The organism is Pseudaminobacter soli (ex Zhang et al. 2022), from assembly GCF_014595955.1.
In the GTDB taxonomy this organism is placed as follows: Bacteria; Pseudomonadota; Alphaproteobacteria; order Rhizobiales; family Rhizobiaceae; genus Kumtagia; species Kumtagia pseudosoli.
In genome coordinates this window covers 241,746-261,184 of record NZ_JABVCF010000002.1, presented here as the reverse complement: position 1 = coordinate 261,184, position 19,439 = coordinate 241,746, and the positions used below count along the sequence as shown (strand labels likewise).

General features: G+C 63.7%; 15 protein-coding genes. 8 read left to right on the top strand and 7 right to left on the bottom strand.

Features of this window, described 5'->3' with window-relative positions; genetic code table 11:
* Positions 1-27: 27 nt before the first annotated feature.
* The gene (locus tag HUI96_RS04370) at positions 28-795 is read left to right on the top strand and encodes a TerC family protein (RefSeq protein WP_188253424.1); all 768 of its coding nucleotides are present in this window, start codon (positions 28-30) and stop codon (positions 793-795) included.
* Positions 796-1,051: 256 nt separating this feature from the next.
* Here the strand turns inward: HUI96_RS04370 and HUI96_RS04365 are convergent, their stop codons facing one another.
* A complete protein-coding gene (locus tag HUI96_RS04365) occupies positions 1,052-1,825 on the bottom strand; it encodes a gamma-glutamyl-gamma-aminobutyrate hydrolase family protein (protein WP_188253423.1) in 774 nt (257 codons plus the stop codon).
* A 251-nt stretch (positions 1,826-2,076) separates the two neighbouring features.
* On the opposite strand from HUI96_RS04365, the gene HUI96_RS04360 reads away from it, so the two are divergent.
* A complete protein-coding gene (locus HUI96_RS04360; RefSeq protein ID WP_188253422.1) occupies positions 2,077-3,186 on the top strand; it encodes a TRAP transporter substrate-binding protein in 1,110 nt (369 codons plus the stop codon).
* Positions 3,187-3,264: 78 nt separating this feature from the next.
* On the opposite strand, the gene HUI96_RS04355 is transcribed toward HUI96_RS04360, so the two are convergent.
* The 5 genes from HUI96_RS04355 to HUI96_RS04335 form a co-directional block, all read right to left on the bottom strand.
* Positions 3,265-4,782, bottom strand: a complete 1,518-nt coding sequence (locus HUI96_RS04355; protein ID WP_188253421.1) for an FAD-dependent monooxygenase — start codon at positions 4,780-4,782, stop codon at positions 3,265-3,267.
* A 133-nt stretch (positions 4,783-4,915) separates the two neighbouring features.
* Positions 4,916-5,935 carry a zinc-dependent alcohol dehydrogenase family protein gene (locus HUI96_RS04350; protein ID WP_188253420.1) on the bottom strand — a complete coding sequence of 340 codons (1,020 nt, stop codon included), beginning with the start codon at positions 5,933-5,935 and terminating at the stop codon, positions 4,916-4,918.
* A gap of 13 nt (positions 5,936-5,948) precedes the next feature.
* Complete coding sequence (locus HUI96_RS04345; RefSeq protein WP_188253419.1) at positions 5,949-7,799, bottom strand: TRAP transporter large permease; 1,851 nt, start codon at positions 7,797-7,799, stop codon at positions 5,949-5,951.
* The gene (locus HUI96_RS04340) at positions 7,796-8,380 is read right to left on the bottom strand and encodes a TRAP transporter small permease subunit (RefSeq protein ID WP_188253418.1); all 585 of its coding nucleotides are present in this window, start codon (positions 8,378-8,380) and stop codon (positions 7,796-7,798) included. The genes HUI96_RS04345 and HUI96_RS04340 overlap by 4 nt, the downstream gene beginning before the upstream one ends.
* 174 nt (positions 8,381-8,554) lie before the next feature.
* Positions 8,555-9,466, bottom strand: coding sequence for a branched-chain amino acid ABC transporter permease (locus HUI96_RS04335; RefSeq protein WP_188253417.1), 912 nt, complete (start codon positions 9,464-9,466; stop codon positions 8,555-8,557).
* A gap of 89 nt (positions 9,467-9,555) precedes the next feature.
* Here HUI96_RS04335 and HUI96_RS04330 point away from each other — a divergent pair, with 89 nt between their 5' ends.
* The 6 genes from HUI96_RS04330 to HUI96_RS04305 all read left to right on the top strand — a co-directional run bounded on the left by HUI96_RS04330 (position 9,556) and on the right by HUI96_RS04305 (position 18,010).
* Positions 9,556-10,158 carry a CGNR zinc finger domain-containing protein gene (locus tag HUI96_RS04330; RefSeq protein ID WP_188253416.1) on the top strand — a complete coding sequence of 201 codons (603 nt, stop codon included), beginning with the start codon at positions 9,556-9,558 and terminating at the stop codon, positions 10,156-10,158.
* On the top strand, positions 10,151-10,687 hold the full coding sequence (locus tag HUI96_RS04325; RefSeq protein ID WP_188253415.1) for a hypothetical protein: 537 nt from the start codon (positions 10,151-10,153) through the stop codon (positions 10,685-10,687). Before HUI96_RS04330 ends, HUI96_RS04325 begins: the two co-directional genes overlap by 8 nt.
* A 115-nt stretch (positions 10,688-10,802) precedes the next feature.
* Positions 10,803-14,273, top strand: a complete 3,471-nt coding sequence (locus tag HUI96_RS04320; RefSeq protein ID WP_188253414.1) for an indolepyruvate ferredoxin oxidoreductase family protein — start codon at positions 10,803-10,805, stop codon at positions 14,271-14,273.
* A 132-nt stretch (positions 14,274-14,405) separates the two neighbouring features.
* Positions 14,406-16,721, top strand: coding sequence for an EAL domain-containing protein (locus tag HUI96_RS04315; RefSeq protein WP_188253413.1), 2,316 nt, complete (start codon positions 14,406-14,408; stop codon positions 16,719-16,721).
* A 185-nt stretch (positions 16,722-16,906) separates the two neighbouring features.
* The gene (locus HUI96_RS04310; protein WP_237683950.1) at positions 16,907-17,680 is read left to right on the top strand and encodes an N-acyl amino acid synthase FeeM domain-containing protein; all 774 of its coding nucleotides are present in this window, start codon (positions 16,907-16,909) and stop codon (positions 17,678-17,680) included.
* 180 nt (positions 17,681-17,860) lie between these two features.
* Entirely contained in the window at positions 17,861-18,010 is a 150-nt protein-coding gene (locus tag HUI96_RS04305; protein ID WP_188253412.1) for a DUF3096 domain-containing protein, read from the top strand.
* A 117-nt stretch (positions 18,011-18,127) separates the two neighbouring features.
* Here HUI96_RS04305 and xylA read toward each other — a convergent pair whose 3' ends face one another.
* Positions 18,128-19,438 carry a xylose isomerase gene (gene xylA, locus HUI96_RS04300; protein ID WP_188253411.1) on the bottom strand — a complete coding sequence of 437 codons (1,311 nt, stop codon included), beginning with the start codon at positions 19,436-19,438 and terminating at the stop codon, positions 18,128-18,130.
* Position 19,439: the final 1 nt, after the last annotated feature.

Sequence of the window (19,439 nt, the reverse complement as noted above, 5' to 3'; positions counted from 1 at the left end):
TGCCAACCTTCCATCTGCGAGAAGCCGATGCCAGATTTCCTTGCGGCGCACACCGAATGGATAGCCGACCCAACTGCCTGGGTGGCGCTGCTGACGCTGATCGTCCTTGAGGTCGTCCTCGGCATCGACAATCTGATCTTCATCTCGATCCTCACCAACAAGCTCCCCGAAGCTCAGCGAAAGCCGGCGCGCAGGCTCGGGATCGGCGCAGCGCTGATCATGCGGTTGCTGCTGCTCGCGACCATATCGATCATCGTCCAGCTTACGCAGCCGGTCTTCAGCCTGTTCGGCCACGGCTTCTCATGGCGCGACCTGATCCTGATCGCCGGCGGCTTCTTCCTGGTGTGGAAGGCGACAAAGGAGATCCACCACAGCGTCGACCCCGGCGATCATAAGGACGAAATGCTCGGGCGCACGCTGCAGCTTTCCCTCGGCGGCGCGATCTTCCAGATCCTGCTGCTCGATCTGGTGTTCTCGATAGATTCAATCATCACGGCGGTCGGCATGACCGACGAGATCGCGATCATGTACATCGCTGTTATCGTGGCGGTTTCGGTGATGATGCTCGCCGCCACGCCGCTCGCCAACTTCATCGAGAAGAACCCGACGATCGTGATGCTGGCGCTCGGCTTCCTGCTGATGATCGGCACGACGCTGATTGCCGACGGCATGGGTTTTCACGTTCCCAAGGGCTATATCTATGCAGCCATGGGCTTCTCGGCATTGGTCGAGGGCCTCAACATGCTGGCGCGGCGGCGAAGGGAGAAGGCCAAGGGCGGCGACACCGTTCACTGAGGCTGCGATGCGCGCCGGTAAATGCCCGCGTTCCGAGCCGCAACGGCGGAGGCCGTACTAATCGTCGTCCCGGGCGAAGCAGGAGCGTAGCGACTGCGAAGACCCGGGATCCATTCCGGAGCCTCTGCGACTTGCCGCGCCGCTGTCAATTGGAGGCGTCACGGAATGGATTCCGGGTCTTCCTCCGCTTTGCCCTGGTCGGCCGGAATGACCCGATGTCCAGCCACGCGCCCTATAACGCCGAGACGAAGACGCCCTACTCCGCCGCTGGCCTTAGTCCCAGCCTCGTTTCGGCATGCGCGCGCACAGCGTCCCCAAAGGCCCCAAAAATCTTCGCCGAGTTCGAATCCGCATGCACCCAATATTCGGGATGCCACTGCACGCCGACCGCGAAGGCCGGCGCCCCTTCGACCGAAACCGCCTCGACCGTCCCGTCCTCCGCCACCGCTTCGATCACCAGCCGGCGGGCCGGGCGATCGATCGCTTGCCGGTGCACGGAATTCACCATGATCTCGCCCGCGCCGAAGACACCGGCGAGGCAACTGCCCGGCTTGATCGAGACCTTCTGCCTGATGGCGAAGCGCTCGTCCTGCTTGTCGCTGACGGGCGCGCGATGGTCTAGCGCGCCTTCCCGCTCCTGGATCTCGCTGGCCAGCGTGCCGCCCAGCGCGACGTTGAGTTCCTGGATGCCGCGGCAGATGGCGAGCAGCGGCACGCCCCGTTCGATTGCCTTGCGGATGAGCGGCAGGGTCGTAGCGTCGCGCGCCTCGTCATAGGGGCCGTTGGCCTCCGTCGCCTCCTCGCCATAAAGCGATGGATGCACGTTCGACTTGGAGCCGGTGAGCATCACGCCGTCGACCGAGGCGAGCAGGCTGTCGAGGTCGAGCCGTTCGCCGAAGGACGGCACCAGCACCGGAAGCACGCCGGCACCCGCGATTGCGGCCTCGAGATACTGTTTTGGCACGGCGTGCCAGGTGTAGTTGTCGAACTGGCGGACGTCCGTGGAAACGGCAACGAGCGGCTGAAACATGTCCATACTTCGTGAAATCACCCTTCAGTTGTAAATAGGCGAGATCAGCTTCCATTGCCAATGGGCTGTGCGCCGGTCCGGCCTACGGCCCCACCTTCCTCGCAGACGGACCTGCGCGAAAGCCCCCTCCGAAAGTATTGTAAATGCTGGACTTGCGCGAAGCGCCATGCAAATTGCACAACGGTGTTTGGGGAATTCTATGGTTCCTCGGCGTCATCGTGGCTCCATTTGGATAGGGAGGAATGCTTTTCATGGATCGCCGCTCATTTTTTAGGAAAGCGGGGACGGCCGCCGTCGGCGCGACGGCTGCCACGACGCTCGCGGCTCCCGCGATCGCCCAGTCGAACCCAAAGGTTACCTGGCGTCTCGCCTCGTCCTTCCCGAAGAGCCTTGCCGAAACCATTTTTGGCGGCGCCACTACGCTTTCGAAATACGTTTCAGAAGCCACGGACGGGAACTTCAACATCCAGGTGTTCGCAGCCGGCGAGATCGTTCCCGCCCTGCAGGTCGCGGATGCCGTGACCGCCGGGACGGTCGAGGCGGGGCACACCGTCTGCTATTATTTCTGGGGCAAGGATCCTACCTGGGCGCTGGGTTCCGCCGTTCCCTTCTCGCTCAATGCACGCGGCATGAATGCCTGGCACTATCACGGCGGCGGCATCGATCTGTTCAACGAGTTCCTCGGCACGCAGGGGATCATCGGCTTTCCCAGCGGCAATACCGGCGTCCAGATGGGCGGTTGGTTCCGCAAGGAAATCAACTCGGTTGCGGACCTCCAGGGGCTGAAATTCCGCGTCGGCGGCTTTGCCGGCAAGGTTCTGGAACGTCTGGGTGTCGTGCCGCAGCAACTGGCCGGCGGCGACATCTATCCCGCACTCGAGAAGGGCACGCTCGACGCGGCCGAGTTCGTCGGACCGTATGACGACGAGAAGCTCGGCTTCGTCAAGGTCGCGCCCTACTACTACTATCCCGGCTGGTGGGAAGGCGGCCCGACGGTGCACAGCCTGTTCAACAAGGCCAAGTTCGACGAACTGCCGAAGCATTACCAGTCAGTGCTCAGGGTAGCCGCCCAGGCAACGGATTCGCAGATGCTCAGCGCCTATGACTGGCTGAATACTGCGGCCCTGAAGCGGCTCGTTGCGGCGGGCGCGCAGTTGCGGCCGTTCAGCCAGGAGATCCTCGCGGCGTCCTTCGATGCAGCCAACCAGACCTATGCGGAGATCGAGGCGTCGAACCCCGGGTTCAAGAAGATCTGGGACTCGATCAAGGAGTTCCGCAAGGACTACTACCTGAACATCCAGGTTGCCGAATACAACTACGACACGTTCATGATGATCCAGCAGCGCGAGAACAAGCTCTGATCATCCCAGCCTTCGGCGAGAGGGTCCCATGCGCAAGCACGGGACCCTTTTCTTTTGCACCGCTGGTGAGTTGCATGATCAGGCCGAAAGTCCCCGTTCGGCGAAATAGCCTGAAATCGAACTGGCCCGTCCTCCGGAGTCCGCCAGCCCGACATAGCCGTCCGGCCGAACGAGATAGGCGGCATCGCGTTCAAGACCCGCGTCCGCATGCTCCGGACGCCAGGGGTAGTCGTTCAGCGGCACTTTGGATTTCCTGCACCAATCCGACAACTCGCCGCGCGCCTCCCCGTAGACGTGAACCTGCCATGCAATTGCGCCGAGCGCGGCGAAATTGTCGCCGCCAGCCCATCGCACCCATGGCATGCGGTCGCCGCCCTTGATATCGCCCGCTCTGCCTGCACTCAGCGGGCTATGCGGGTAGCTGATGCCGAGTTGTGACACGGTCCGGAACAGGAAACGCCGCACTCCACCGACCTCGGAACCCAACCCGGCAATCGCGGGCACGATGTTCATGCGGATGAAATCGGCGATCGGCCCCTCCGTAGTAACGAAGGAGAAGACCCGGTCTGTCGTGGCGACCAGTCTCCGCGCAAAAGGTAGACGCTCGGCTTCGTAGCTGTCCAGCAGGCTTTCCGGCGCCTTCCGTTTCAGGACTGCCGCAAGTTTCCAGGCGAGGTTTATCGCATCGCCGATGCCGGTGTTCATGCCCTGCCCGCCGACCGGGCTGTGCACGTGCGCTGCGTCGCCGACGAGGAAAGCGCGTCCTGTTCGATAGTGGCTCGCGACACGGTGGTGGACGCGGTAGGTGGAAAACCAGTTCACCTTGTCGATGGTGAGGCCCAGGCTTTCGATCGCACGATGCCCGATATCCTCGAAGGTCAGAGTCTCTGCGCTCTCGCGCTCGTCCCGGATCGCCCCGACAAGCCGTGCCCGCCCGCCTTCGCCATAGGAGAACAGCGCGACGAAGTCAGACCTTTCGAACGCGACATGGACCTCGCCGTTCACCGCCCGGCCGTGCGCCGCGACATCCGCGACATAGAAGGTCTGGTCGTATGTGCCGCCCTCGAACCCGGTGCCCAGCAGGTGGCGCACAAGCGAGCCGGCACCGTCGCACCCCGCCAGGAAGCAAGCCTCGCAGGTCTTCTCGTCACCATTGGCGCGCCTGAGTTGCGCGATGATGTGGTCGCCTTCCTGCGTGAAGCTGGTCAGTTCCGTCTCGCGCTCGACGCTCACGCCCATGGTTGCGAGCCTCTCGGCAAGGAGCCGCTCGTGCATGTCCTGCGGATAGATCAGCACATAGGGATAGGGCGTCAGTTCGCCGCCTATCTGGCCGAACGTCACATGCACCCGGCGCTTGCCGCCGATCCAGAGATTGACGGCTGGATTGCGTGTGCCCGCCGCGACGACCGCGTCGGCGAGGTCGAGTTGCCTGTAGAGTTCTAGCGTGCGCGCCTGGACCGCGAGGGCACGCGAGGTCGAGCCGGGTTCGCTCTTCTTGTCGATGATGCGAACGGGAATCCCCTGAGCCGTCAGCCAGAGCGCCAGAACCAGTCCCGTCGGGCCAGCGCCGACGATAAGCACGTCAGGCTTCGACATTCCAGGCCTCCCCTGCAGTATCGACTAGGCGAACCGCTGAAGGCGGCAATCTCTGGCCCTGCGCCCGTCCAGCGGCGAGTGCAGCCTATACCATCCTGTCCGACCTGCCGAGGCTGCCCCTCCAGGCAGGTCACTACGGAACGACGATAGCCCGGATCTCGCCGGCCGGCGGAGGTTCCGAGATGACTCCCGGCGCTTCCTCGAGCCCGATCTGCCGCGTCACCAGCGGCGCGACGTCGATGGCGCCGGTGGCGATCAGGTCGGCCGCGCGGGCATGCGTAAACGGATTGAGGAAGGAGGTCAGCAGCCTCACCTCGCGCAAGAGAAGTTCTAGCGGCGCGATCTCGACCCTGTCCTGTGGCCTCAACACGCCGAGGATGACGGCCGCACCGCCGCGCCGGGCAAGTTTTGGCGCCAGCGCGACCGTGTCGGGAACGCCGGCGCATTCGAAGACCACGTCCGCTCCGCCCGAAAGCAGGCCGCCCGGCCCGCAGATATCGAAAACCGCGTCGCCCGCTGACGGATCGGCGCTCGCGGTCGCCCCGAGTTGTTCCGCAAGCTGCCGCTTGGCCGCCTGGCGGGTGATCATCACCGTCCGCGTCGCTCCGGCGAGCCGTGCGAGTTGCACCACCAGCATACCGATCACGCCTCCGCCCAAGACGATTGCCGACATGCCGGGGCGAAGGCCCGCAATGTCAACCCCGTGGATCGAGCAGGCGAGCGGCTCGCAAAATGCGCCATACAAAGGCGGCAGGTCGGCGGGCAGCGAAAGGGCCTGCTTCTCCGGAACCAGCACGTATTCGGCGAGCCCGCCGTCGCGGGTCACACCGATGGCCTCCAGGCTTTCGCAGAGGTTCACATGCCCGGCGCGGCAGGACGGACAGAGGCCACAGGCGATGTTTGGATCGCCGGTGACGCGGTGGCCGACCTTGAAGCGTGTCACGCCGGGGCCGATCGCCTCGACAATGCCGCTGAATTCATGGCCGAGCGTGACCGGCGGCCGCGAGGAGAATTCCCCGCGCAGGATGTGCCGATCAGTGCCGCAGATGCCGCTTGCCTCCACCCGCACCACCAGATCGCCCGAGCCTGGCGCCGGTTTCTCCAACTCCTGGACGGCGATGCGCCCGACTCCTTCGAAGCGGACCGCGCGCATCTTTGCCTCCTGCTCAGTTGAAGCTTGGCGGCTTCGACAGATCCGTGGCCGGAGCCGGCTGCTGGGCCGGCGGCGTCTCGCCGAAGCTGGGCGGTTTCGATAGATCGATCGCCGGAGCGGGAGCAGGCTGTGCCGCGGGCGCCGTGCCGAAGCTGGGTGGCTTCGACAGGTCCACCCCGGGCGCCGAAGTTCCACCCCCAGGGGACGTTTGAACCGGCGGCAGGCCAAGTCCGGGAAGCCCTGGCTGACCGCCAAGGGGCGGCAGCTCGATCTTCACGTCGGCCGGATTCACTGCCGGACCCTTGTAGTGCATCACCATCTGCGGGAAGGCGATCACCAGCCCTACCATGAGGATCTGGATGCAGACGTAGGGGACGGCACCCCAGTAGATCTGGCCTGTCGTGACCGGCTGGATGGTCTTGCCGGTGATGCGGTCGAGATAGGGTACCCGAGCCGCCACCGACCGCAGATAGAACAGCGCGAAACCGAATGGCGGATGCATGAAGCTTGTCTGCATGTTCACGCCGAGCAGCACGCCAAACCAGATGAGGTCGATGCCAAGCTTCTCCGCGGCCGGCGCCAACAGCGGCACGATGATAAACGCCAGCTCGAAGAAGTCGAGGAAAAAGGCGAGCACGAAGACGAGGATGTTGACCGCGATCAGGAAGCCGAGCTCGCCGCCCGGCAGCGAGGTCAGGAGATGCTCGACCCAGAGATGCCCATTGACCCCGTAGAAGGTCAGCGAGAACACGCGGGCGCCGATCAGGATGAACATCACGAAGGCTGACAGCCGCGTGGTCGAGGCGAGTGCCTGCTTCACCACATCCAGCGTGAGCCGGCTTTTGGCCGCGGCGAGGACCAGCGCGCCCACGGCACCCATTGCGCCGCCCTCCGTAGGCGTGGCGATGCCGAGGAAGATGGTGCCGAGGACGAGGAACACGAGCGCCAGCGGCGGGATCAAGACGATGATCACCTGCTGGGCTAGCCGCGACATGACGTTGAGCTTCATCGACTTGTCGAGGATGGCCGCGACATAGATCACGATCACGCCGACCGTCGCGCCGAGGATATCCGCATTAGCCCCCTGCGAGGGCGAAAGCAGCACGTGCGCGACGTAGCCGATGACGAAGACCGCGGCCAACGCCACCAGCAGCGACGTAACGCCGTGGCCGAGCTTGCGGGCTTCCGGGGGCAGCGCCGGCATCGAGTTCGGGCGCAGGATCGACATGACCAGGATGTAGGCCATGTAGAGCCCGGTCAGCACGAGGCCGGGGATCAGCGCGCCCTTGTACATGTCGCCGACCGAGCGGCCGAGCTGGTCGGCCAGCACGATCAGCACCAGCGACGGGGGGATGATCTGCGCGAGCGTCCCCGAGGCTGCGATCGTGCCGGCGGCGATGCGCCGGTCGTAGCCGTAGCGCAGCATGATCGGCAGCGAGATCAGCCCCATGGCGATCACCGACGCGGCCACGACGCCGGTGGTGGCCGCCAGCAGCGCGCCGACCAGGATCACCGCATAGGCAAGACCGCCACGGATCGGGCCGAACAACTGGCCGATCGTGTCGAGCAGGTCCTCGGCCATGCCCGACCGCTCGAGCACGATGCCCATGAAAGTGAAGAAGGGAATCGCGAGCAGCGTCTCGTTTGCCATGACGCCGCCGTAGAAGCGCTCCGGAAGCGCGTAGAGCAGAGGCCAGGCGAGATTGATCGTGCCGTTGGACAGCGGCGCCAGTTCGACCCCGATGAAGAAGAAGAGCAGGCCGTTGGCTGCGAGGGAGAAGGCGACGGGGTAGCCGAGGAGAAGAAAGACGATGAGGGAGACGAACATGATCGGCGCCATGTTCACCGCGATGAACTCGATCATTGCTTGAGCTCCTCGACCCGAGCCTGGGCTTCGAGTTTTGCGGCGTCATGTACCGAAACGAACGGGTTAGGGTCCTCCATCGCCCCCGTCATTACCGCGATCTTCTTGATGATCTCCGATACGCCCTGGATTGCGAGCAGGGCGAAGCCGATGAGCAGCATCAGCTTGGCCGGCCAGATGATCAGCCCGCCCGCGCTCGAGGAGACCTCGCCACTGTGCCAGGATCTCAGGACATACGGCACGAAGTAGTAGAGCATCAAAAGCACGAAGGGCATGAGGAAGAAGACGTGCCCGAGCAGGTCGATCCAGTGCTGCAGGCGTCGCGAGAACATGCCGTAGACGATGTCGATGCGGATGTGCTCGTTCTGCTTCAGCGTGTAAGCCGCGGCGAGCAGGAATGCGGCGCCGAACAGGTACCACTGCAGTTCGAGCCAGGCATTGGAGGAAGTGTTCAGTGCCTTGCGGATAACCGCATTGCCCGCGCTGACCAGGATCGATACCAGGATCAGCCAGCCCACCCACTTGCCGATGAACTCGTTGAGACGATCTATTCCTCGGGCAAGAGCGAGCAGCCCTCCCATGCACTTCCTCCCATTTGGCGCGGGCCGCGTTCCTCGTATTCTTCGGCGCCGGCTCCGGCATCGGTATGATGAACCGCGGGCAGGCGTCAATCGGCTGGTGCAGTTTTCAGCGAAGGTTATGCCAATGACGTAAGGGTAGCCGAACGCTCTTGGTGCCCATCCCGGCACAATCGGCTACGCCCGCTCGGCCTCGCCTGCATCGACGGCTTCGCGCCTCAGCACAAGCAGCGCAACCAGCAGCCCCAGCATCCAGCCGTCGCGCCATTCGATCGGAAAATAGCCGGACCAGAGCGACTCGGCGATGCCGAAGGCAAAGCCGCCCACCGCGGCCCGCGATGGCGCTAGATAGCCTCCGACAGCCGTGACGAACAGGATCTTCAGGCCGAACACCAGGCCCGTGCCGAAGCTGATGTTGCCGTAATAGAGCCCCGCCAATATGCCGGCGAGCGACGCGGCCAGCCCGCCAAGCACCACCGTTCGATTGAAGACACGGCGAGTGTCGACCCCGCAGAACGCCGCTGCGCCCGGATCGTCGCTTACAGCCTGCCATTCGCGGCCAAAACGTGTGCGGGTCATCGCCCGGGACGAGGCGAAGAGCACAGCAGCGACGAGCATGCAGTTCGCCACCTGCAGCGTCGTGAGCGTGACCTGGAACGTGCCTTCCGATGCGAACACGACCGGAGCCTGGAGAAGCGGTGGCAGCCAGAAATCGCGGGTCTCCGCGGCGATGCGCCCGAGTTCCATCAGCGCGAGGGAAACGCCGAGGGTCGCAACGACGATCGAATTGGGAGAGCGGCTCGCCAACGGCTGAAACACGCCGCGCGCAAGTATCGCCGAGACGAGCGCGCCATAGGCCAGGGCTGCACCGATGCCGAGCACGAGCGTGGCCGAAAGCGTCAGCCACAAAGCCTGCCAGCCGAAGACGGCGGTGAGGATCATGACCTGCCCCGCAAAAGCGAAGATCGCGCCGTGTGCAAGGTTAGTCCGCTTCAACACTCCATTGATCAGGGCGTAGCCAAACGCAAGCAGCGCGTAGATGGCACCGATGTGCAGCCCGTTGAGAAACTGTTGGACGAAATACAGCATGCGCGGTCCAGCCCCGCCCAGGATGGCATGCCGATGGTGGTCCGGCACGTCTAACTTGTCAAACTCGTTTTGGCGGTTAGAGTATCGCCATGGCCGTCGAATGGACCCCGCACCGCTTTTCCGGAGGCGCACTCGCGCTCGACGTCACCAACACGGTCGTGCTGCGGGGAGATCCTGAGCGCTCCTTTGATCGCTTCGACGACCCGGCGGAGATCGCCCGCTTCGCCGATGCGGCCACCCGCCACAGGGCCAAGGAGCTTGCCGGGCGCGCTCTTGCTGCTCCGCGGCCGGCCGCAATATCGCAGAGCGTGCTGACGGTCCGCGAAACCACTGATCGGCTGTTCCGCCGGCGCGTTTCGGATGGGGAAATGGAGGCGGGCGATCTGCCGCCATTCCTCACAGCCTGCGCTTCCGCCCTGAGGGGTAGCGCCCTACGGCTCCCGGAGACATCAAACCCGTTCCAGGGGTCGCAGGCGCCGATCCCGTTTGAGGCAGCCGTCGCTCTCTCCGCGCTTTCGCTGCTTCAGAGCTCGAGGATGGATCGGATCAGGATCTGCGCCAACTGCCGATGGCTGTTCCTCGACGAGAGCCGGAACCGCAGCCGCATCTGGTGCGACATGGCGGTGTGCGGCAACCGGCGCAAGGCGCACAGGTATTATCACCGACGGAAGGGGGAGGATGACGATGTCTGAGAGAAAACCGGCCCTGCTTCTGCTGGCGGTTGCTGGAGCTTGTCTAGCGCTCGTATCCTGCCGGGACTCGGGTGCCGCCGGCGAGCATTTCCGCATCGACGGCAAGCTCTTCGTCTTCAACTATCGCGTGGCGACGGCGACCTATCTTGTAAATCTTGTGCCGGTCGAACCGCTTGGGGACGGCCAAACGGCGGTCGCCACCTTCGAGGATCCTGCCGGCGGGGAGCCCATTGTGGTGAGGGAAAAGATCTGGCCCAAGCTCGAGAAAACGACGATCGAGAGCCCTCCCCTTCGCTGTGTCGTGAAGGACCGGCCCTACGCCGTTTCGATCCGCATCGAAAATGCCGATGGCGCGGTGCTCCAGACGATCGAGACCACCATGACCTCCTCAGAGAACCAGTCGATCCTGCCCGACAAGCCGCTGGTCGTCGGCCCCCTTTATACGCCGAACCCGGAACTGGCCGGACGTCCGGGCGGTCACCTGCCGGATCAGGGCGGCGCACCGTGCCCAGACATTCCCAAGGCATAGACGGGCTTGCGATTCGATTTCGTTTGACGCAACCCTCTCAGGGCGAAAGAGTCCGATACACGTAGGACGCGAGGAGCCCCCGAGTCGGGCGGCAAGCGAGCAGGCACTAGACGAGATGACCCTCCACGACGTCGCGCTCGGCGACAAGTTCGACCTGTCGAAGGAGCGGGTTTTCCTCACCGGCGCCCAAGCCATCGTGCGCATGCTCCTGATGCAGCAGGAGCGCGACTTACGAGCGGGGCTTAACACCGCCGGCTTCGTCTCCGGCTATCGCGGTTCCCCGCTTGGCGGCCTCGACATCCAGCTCTGGAAGGCGCGCGAGAAGCTCGGCGCGGCCAACATCGTCTTCGAGCCGGGCCTGAACGAGGAACTGGCCGCCACCGCCTGCTGGGGCAGCCAGCAGACCGAGTTCGGCGGCGATGGCCGCTACGACGGCGTGTTTTCGCTGTGGTACGGCAAGGGACCGGGCGTCGACCGTTCCGGCGACGTGTTCCGACACGCCAATCTGGCGGGCAGTTCAAGACATGGCGGCGTGCTCGCGCTGATGGGCGACGACCACATGGCCGAATCCTCGACCACCGCCCATGCCACCGAGTTTGCCTTCCTCGATTTCATGATCCCGGTCCTGCATCCGGCCGGCGTCCAGGAACTGATCGACTACGGCCTCTACGGCTATGCGCTGTCGCGCTTTGCCGGCACCTGGGCGGCGCTGAAATGCGTGAAGGACAACATCGAATCGACAGCCTCGGTCGATGCTTCCCTCGACCGCGTGCGCCTCACCCTTCCTCCGTTCGATATGCCGCAGGGCGGGCTCAACATCCGCAGCGAGTTGGACCAGCTCGGCCAGGAAGCGCGCATGCATGTCTACAAGCGCGCCGCAGTCTCCGACTTCATCCGGGCCAATGGCATCAACCGCATCGTCTATTCGGGCGGCCAAAGTCCGCGACTGGGAATCATCACGGTCGGCAAGAGCTATCTCGACGTGCGGCAGGCACTCGATGAACTCGGGATCGGCGAGGCCGAGGCCGCCCGCCTGGGGATACGCCTCTTCAAGGTCGGAGCACCCTGGCCCCTAGATCTCCAGCATGTCGCGGATTTCGTGAGGGGGCTGGAGACGGTCGTCGTCGTCGAGGAGAAGCGCTCGCTGATCGAGGTCCAACTCAAGGAGGCGCTCTACAATACCGCGCACCGGCCGCTGATCGTCGGCAAGACCGACGAGCGCGGTGGCTCGCTGTTTTCCGCTGGTGGAGCCCTCGATCCGAACGACATCGCCATAGCGCTCGGCGAGCGCATCCTGCGCACGATCGGCGCGTCGGAGGAGATTGCTTCTCGGCTGAGCCGGATCAGGCAATTCCAGGCTATGCTTGCCGACACCAAGGACATCGGCCAGCGCACGCCCTATTTCTGCTCGGGCTGCCCGCACAACACCTCCACCAAGGTGCCGGAGGGCTCCATCGCGGGGGCCGGCATCGGCTGCCACTTCATGGTGCTCTGGATGGACCGGGCTACGGACAGCTTCACCCAGATGGGCGGCGAAGGCGCTCAGTGGGTCGGCCAGGCCCCGTTCGTCACGCGCGACCATATCTTCCAGAACCTCGGCGACGGCACCTACAATCACTCCGGCAGCCTGGCGCTGCGCTTCGCCAGGGGATCGGGCGCCAACATCACCTTCAAGATCCTCTACAACGACGCCGTCGCCATGACCGGCGGCCAACCGGTTGAAGGCGGCCTGTCGGTGCATGCGATCGCCGAGCAGGTCCGAGCCGAGGGGATCGAACGGATCGCGGTCGTCAGCGACGAGCCCGAGAAGTACGCATCCCCCTTCCCCGCCGGCACCACGATCCACCACCGCGACGATCTCGATCTCGTCCAGCGCGAGCTACGCGAGGTGAAGGGCGTATCGGTGCTGATCTATGACCAGACCTGCGCATCCGAGAAGCGGCGCCGGCGAAAGCGCGGCGCATATCCCGATCCGGACCGGCGCGTCATCATCAACGAACTGGTGTGCGAGGGCTGCGGCGACTGCGGCGTGAAGTCGAACTGCGTGTCCGTCCAGCCGGTCGAGACCGAATTCGGCCGCAAGCGCCGCATCGACCAGTCGAGCTGCAACAAGGACTTTTCCTGCGTCAACGGCTTCTGTCCATCCTTCGTGACGGTTCATGGCGCAAAGCTGAAGCGGGCCAAAGGGCTCGCCGGTTCGGAAAATCCGCTTGCCGACGTCCCCGAGCCCGCCCCTTTCCGGCTTGACCAGGGCGGCTGGTCGGCCATCGTCGACGGCGTGGGCGGAACGGGCGTCGTCACGATCGGGGCCATCCTCGGCATGGCCGCCCATCTCGAAGGCAAGGGCTGCGGCATCATCGACATGGCGGGCCTCGCACAGAAGGGCGGCGCGGTGTTCACCCATGTCCGGATCGCCGAGACGCCAGAGCAGATCCATGCCATCCGCGTCGCGGCCGGCAAGGCGGACCTCGTGCTCGGCTGCGATCTGGTCGTTTCGGGATCGCGAAAAGTCCTTGCCGCCGTGCGGGAAGGCCACACGACCTTTATCGCCAATACCGCCGAAGTGATGCCGGGCGAGTTCACGCGGTCGGCCGATTTCTCACTTCCGACAGAGCGACTGAAGCGGGCGATCCGAAGTGCAGCCGGGCCGGAGCGGGTGCATTTCTTCGATGCCACCGGCACCGCGGCCGCGCTGTTCGGCAATTCGATCGGCGCCAACATGTTCCTGCTTGGCGTGAGCTATCAGCGCGGCGCCCTGCCGCTCTCGGCCGAAGCGATCGAACGCGCGATCACGCTGAACGGCGAGGCGGTCGCGATGAACATCGCGGCGTTCCACTGGGGGCGCCGGGCGGCCCACCAGCCGGACCATGTCCGACGCCTGGTACAGGCGGCCGGCAACGCTCCCGCTTCAATCGAGGCGCAATCACTCGACGATGTGATCGCCCGACGTGTCGCATTTCTGACTGGCTACCAGAACGTGGCCTATGCCGAGCGGTATGCAGATCGGGTCGCGGCCGTCCGCCAAGCCGAGAACAAGGTCGGGCCGGGGTCGACGGAACTCACGGAGGCCGTCGCCCGCGGGCTGTTCAAGCTGATGGCGGTGAAGGACGAGTACGAGGTCGCCCGGCTCTACACCGACGGCTCCTTCAAGCGGCAACTTGCCAAGGAATTCGACGGCTATGACCGGCTCGAGTTCCACCTCGCCCCGCCGATCCTCGGGCAGCGCAGCGCCGATGGCGAGCCGCGAAAATCGCGGTTCGGCGGCTGGATGATGACCGGCTTCAGAGTGCTGGCGGCGATGAAGGGCCTGCGCAACTCCTTCGTAGACCCCTTCTCCTACTTGGCCGAACGGCGCGCCGAACAGGCGCTGCTGCGGCGCTACGAGGAAGACCTTGATCTCGTGCTCAGTCTGCTGGAGCCTCGCCGGCTGGAGGCGGCGGTCGCGCTGGCTTCGCTTCCGCAACTGATCCGCGGCTACGGCCATATCAAACAGGCGAGCATCGCCAGGGCCGATGCGGAGCGCCAGCGCCTCTTGCAGCGGCTTCATCAGCCCGAAACCGAGAGGCTTGTGCCGGCCGCGGAATGAGCCGTGTGCGCGCAGCCTCAAGCTACGCGCATGGCAGGGCCATTAAAATCGCATCACTCACATGAAACCGTCTAAGCTTTTTTTAAGCCGGATGTGTCAGAGAGTGCGCTGAAACAAGGCCGGGATAACGGCGTGCCAGGCAGGCGAAAGAACGAGACCACTTCGGTCGATGTCTACATCCCCTTCGTGGAAACCCTTTTCCGCGACGGCTTGACGCTGAGCATTGGCTTCGCGGCCCAGATCTTTCTGGTCCTCCTCAGCTACTGGAAGACCGCCGACCCGCTCTACCTCTACGTCGCACTCGGACTCTTGATCGTCGCGGTCCTGCGGCTGACCAATGTGGCCAAATACCGCAATGCGCCGCGTCCGAAAGATTGGGCGGAGGCGCGGCAGCGCGAGAATGACTACATCTTCTACGGCTCCCTGCATGGTTTCACGCTGGGCCTTTTCTGTTTCGTCGGGCTCTATCTTGCCCATGATCCTTTCGCGGAGATTGCTTCGATCTGCGTGACGCTCGCCTCCGCGACCTCCATTTCCGGGCGCAATTACGGCTCGCCGCGCATGGTGATGATCTTCATCCTGACGCTGACCTGGCCGATTTCCCTCGGCCTCATGCTGCGCGGCGACATCTACCACTTCCTGCTCGGGCTGCTCTCGATCCCGTTCCTCTTTGCGATCAAGCGTTTCGCCGACCTCGTGCGCGACGTGCTGTTCACGGCGCTTTCGGAGGAAAAGAAGGCCAACAGACTGGCCCAGCGCTTCAACCGGGCGCTGAACACAATGTCGCACGGGCTGGTGATGCTGGGTCCCGATGGCAAGGTGGTCGTAGCCAATGCCGAAGCGGCCCACCTGATGTCCATGAAGTCGCCGCAGGATCTCCTCGGCCGTTCCATCCGCTCGCTGCTCATGCGAGGCGTGGCGGGCGGCATGCTGGACGCCAAGGATTTCCATTTCATCGAGGCGCAACTTACCCGTGCCCTCAGAGAGGGCCGTAGCCGTAAGGTGCTCGTTTCCTTCACGAACGGCCAGCACTATGAGTTCTCGGCCCGCGAGGGCAGCCAGGAACTCGGCGTGATCACCTTCGAGGACGTCACCGCGCGTGTAGAGGCCGAGGAGAAGATCCGCTCGATGGCGCGTTATGACAGCCTTACCGGCCTGCCGAACCGCGCCTATTTTCAGGAACTCGCGAACGAGGCGTTAGCCGGCGGCGACAAGGACCGGCTCTGCGCTATCGCAGTGCTCGACCTCGATGACTTCAAGAGCGTGAACGACACGCTGGGCCATCCCATCGGCGACGGACTGATCTATGCCGTGGCGGAGAAGCTCTCGGTATTCGCTAGCGAGACGGTAAAGATCAGCCGCTTTGGCGGCGACGAGTTCATGATCCTCTTCGATCACATCGAGGACGAAAGCCACCTGACGGCCCAGATGGATCGCGTCTTCGCCGGGCTTCAAGGTGAAGTGGACGTGGCCGGCCACGCCCTGCGCGTCCAGCTGAGCGGCGGCGCCGTTCTCTGCAGGATCAAGGACGCGGATGTCGACGCGATGATCGTCAAGGCCGATCTCGCGCTCTACAAGGCAAAGGAACTCGGCAGGAACGACTGGCGGCTGTTCGAGACGGCCATGGACGCGGCCTTCCGCAACCGTCAGCTTATGAAAGCGGACCTCAGGGCCGCGATCGAGGCGCGGTCGCTGCGCGTCGTCTACCAACCGATCATCTCCATGAGCACGATGCAGATCGCCAACTGCGAGGCGCTCTGCCGCTGGGACCACCCCGACCTCGGCCCGATCTCGCCCGGCATCTTTATTCCCTTGGCGGAGGAGATGGGGATCATTTCGGAAATCAGCGCATTCATGCTGGATTCCGCCTGCCACGAGTGCGCGAAGTGGCCTGAGCCGATCGGTGTCTCCGTAAACCTCTCGGCGCGCGACTTCCGCAGCCGCGACATCGTCGAGCGCGTGCGTGAAGCTCTGGCCACTTCGAAGCTCGCTCCGAATCGCCTGGAGATCGAAGTCACCGAAACCGCCCTGCTCGACGACAAGGCGCTGACGCGCAACTTCATCGAGGAGATGCGCCAGATCGGCGTTCGCATTGCGCTCGACGACTTCGGAACCGGCTATTCTAGCCTGAGCTACCTTCACACGCTGCCGCTGGACAAGATCAAGATTGACCGCAGCTTCCTGCTGGACGTGACCCGCAGCCCCCGCTCGCTCGAGTTGCTCAAGGGCATCGTCAATCTCTCGCGGCCACTCGGCTTGCAGGTCACGGTCGAAGGCGTCGAGACCTTCGATCAGTTGAAGATCCTTGCCAGCGAAGTGAAGCCTGACCTGCTGCAGGGTTTCCTGTTCGGCTCCGCCCTCTCGGCCGCCGGGATCGAGACCATGTCGACGACTGTTTGGCCATTCGTCAGCGATCAGAGCGAGCCAAAGCGCCGCTCGCAGGCCTGAGCGTAAGCGCCGCAGCACACCTTATTTTCATCGAAGCGATTCAGTGGCACAGCCCGCCTGGGTGGAACAAATCTCGCGTCCGCATTTTAACCTTAACGAAAGGTAAACCTGACGCATTGAGTTTTGCGCTTTACAGAGCAGCGAGTGCGGTTCACCCTCAAATTGCGGAACCACGAGGCCACACCATGACGGATAGGACTGCTGCCAGCAGTACTGCTGGCGAGACGAGAACGTTTGCGCCCGAAATGTCTCAGTTTGCCAAGGGCATCACCGAGTTGCTGGACAGGACGGAATACCGGCGCTGCGACAAGGGCGAGGACCTCGAGGACATTTACCGCCTGCGCTACAAGTCCTACCGGCTGTCGGACATGGTCTCCGACATTCCCGAAATGGCGATCCATGACCATTTCGACGAGGTTCCCAACTGCTACAAGTTCGGAATCTACATCGACGGTAAGCTAGTCAGCACGCTTCGCCTCCATCACGTGACCTCTACCACGCCCATCTCGCCTTCAGTGATGGTGTACGGCGACGTGCTGAGGCCGATGATCGAGGCCGGTGATTCGTTTATCGATCCCAGCCGTTTCGCAGCAGATCCGGAATGGTCGAAGATCTATCCTCAGATCCCCTATCTCACGCTGCGCCTCGCCGGTATGGCCTGCATCTACTTCAATGCGCCCTACTGCCTGTCGATGGTCAAGGAAGAACACGTCGGCTTCTACAAGCGCATCTACCACTCCCAGCAGGTTGGCGAACTGCGCAGCTATCCAGGGCTGAACTATCCGGTCGTGCTCTACCGCGCTTCGGTCAACGCCATCAAGGAACGGTCGTTCAAGCGCTACCCATTCTTCCAGTCAACCAAGATGGAGCAGCGGATGCTGTTCGCCCGCCCTGCCCGTGGCGAACTGCCGCCCCTGACGGTACTTCCGACGGCGCGCTACATCAGCGACGCGGCGTGATCTGCCAAGGGAGGGCGTGCCGGAATTCTTTTCCGGAACGCGCCTGTGGCCTTACGGGTGGCGAATTCGCCTGGTGGACGTTCGTCCGCGATGACGAATCTAGAATGACGATTCCATCGTCAGGAACAAGCCGGCCGCGATCTACTTCTATCTCGGTCTGACCCGCTGAGAGGAAAACGCATGGACCTCACCAACATCGCCCTCACGCCGCTCGTTTCGCTGATCGCCGGCATCCTGATCCTCATCGTGCCGCGGCTGCTCAATTTCATCGTGGCGATCTATCTCATCATCGTCGGACTGCTGGGGCTGTTTCCGAACATAGCTGCGTAAAGCGTGAACAGTCCGAGCTAGGTCCGCCCCCCTCTCACCCGGCCAAGCGAAGCGAGGCCGGGTGAGAGGGCTTGTGCACGAGCGCCTCGGGGAAGGTACGCGAGCCGAAGCTCTGCCTCAAACATACCGGTTGACGATATTCTCCAGATACTCCTGACGGCCCGAGCGCGGCTTCGGCTCGATACCCTCCTTCACCACGCGTTCGGCGATCTGCTCCAGCGTGCGCTCACTCTTCAGCATCGCCTGCGCTTCGGCTGAGTTCCAGCCGGCATAGCGTTCCTCGAGCGGACCAGACAGCGCCTTGTCCTCGATCATCTTTGCCGCCGCCTTCAGCCCTCTGGCGCAGCAATCCATGCCGCCGACATGGGCGATCAGCAGGTCCTGCGGATCGAGCGACTGCCGGCGGAGCTTGGCGTCGAAATTGGTGCCGCCCGTTGTGAAGCCGCCCGCCTGCAGGACCTGGTAGTAGGCGAGCGCCATTTCCGGAACATTGTTGGGGAACTGGTCGGTGTCCCAGCCGGACTGGTAGTCGTTGCGGTTCATGTCGATGGAGCCAAAAATGTCGAGTGCGGCGGCGAGCGCCAGTTCGTGTTCGAAGGAGTGGCCGGCCAGGATCGCGTGGCCTTGCTCGATGTTGACCTTGACCTCCTTCTCCAGACCGAACTTCTTCAGGAACCCGTACACGGTCGCGACGTCGTAGTCGTATTGGTGCTTGGTCGGCTCCTGCGGCTTCGGCTCGATCAGGATCGTGCCGTCAAAGCCGATCCGGTGCTTGTAGTCCACCACCATCGACAAGAAGCGGCCGGCCTGCTCCTGCTCGTGCTTAAGATCGGTATTGAGGAGCGTTTCGTAGCCCTCGCGGCCACCCCACAGCACGTAGTTCTGCCCGCCCAGCGTCTTGGTGACGTCGATGCACTTCTTCACCGTGGCGGCGGCATAGGCGAAGACATCCGGATCGGGATTGGTCGCGGCGCCGGCCATGAAGCGGCGATGCGAGAACAGGTTGGCCGTGCCCCAAAGAAGCTTCACGCCGGTCTCGCGCTGCTTGGCGGCGAAGACCTCGGCAATCTCGTCGAGCCGCGCCGCGCTCTCGGCGAACGTCGCGTCTTCCGGGCGCACGTCCGCATCATGGAAGCAGTAGAACGGCACGCCGAGCAGCGTGAACATCTCGAAGGCGACATCAGCCTTCAGCCGCGCATGCTCCATCGAGTCGCCAAACCAGGGGCGCTCAAAGGTCTGCCCGCCAAACGGATCGCCTCCCGGCCAGGCGAAGGAATGCCAATAGGCGACGGAGAAGCGCAGATGGTCTTCCATCCGCTTGCCCATCACCACCTCGTCGGGATTGTAGAAGCGATAGGCAGGCGGATTGTCGGAATCCGGTCCCTCATACTTTACGGGCTTGATGTCGCCGAAGAATCCAGTGCTCACG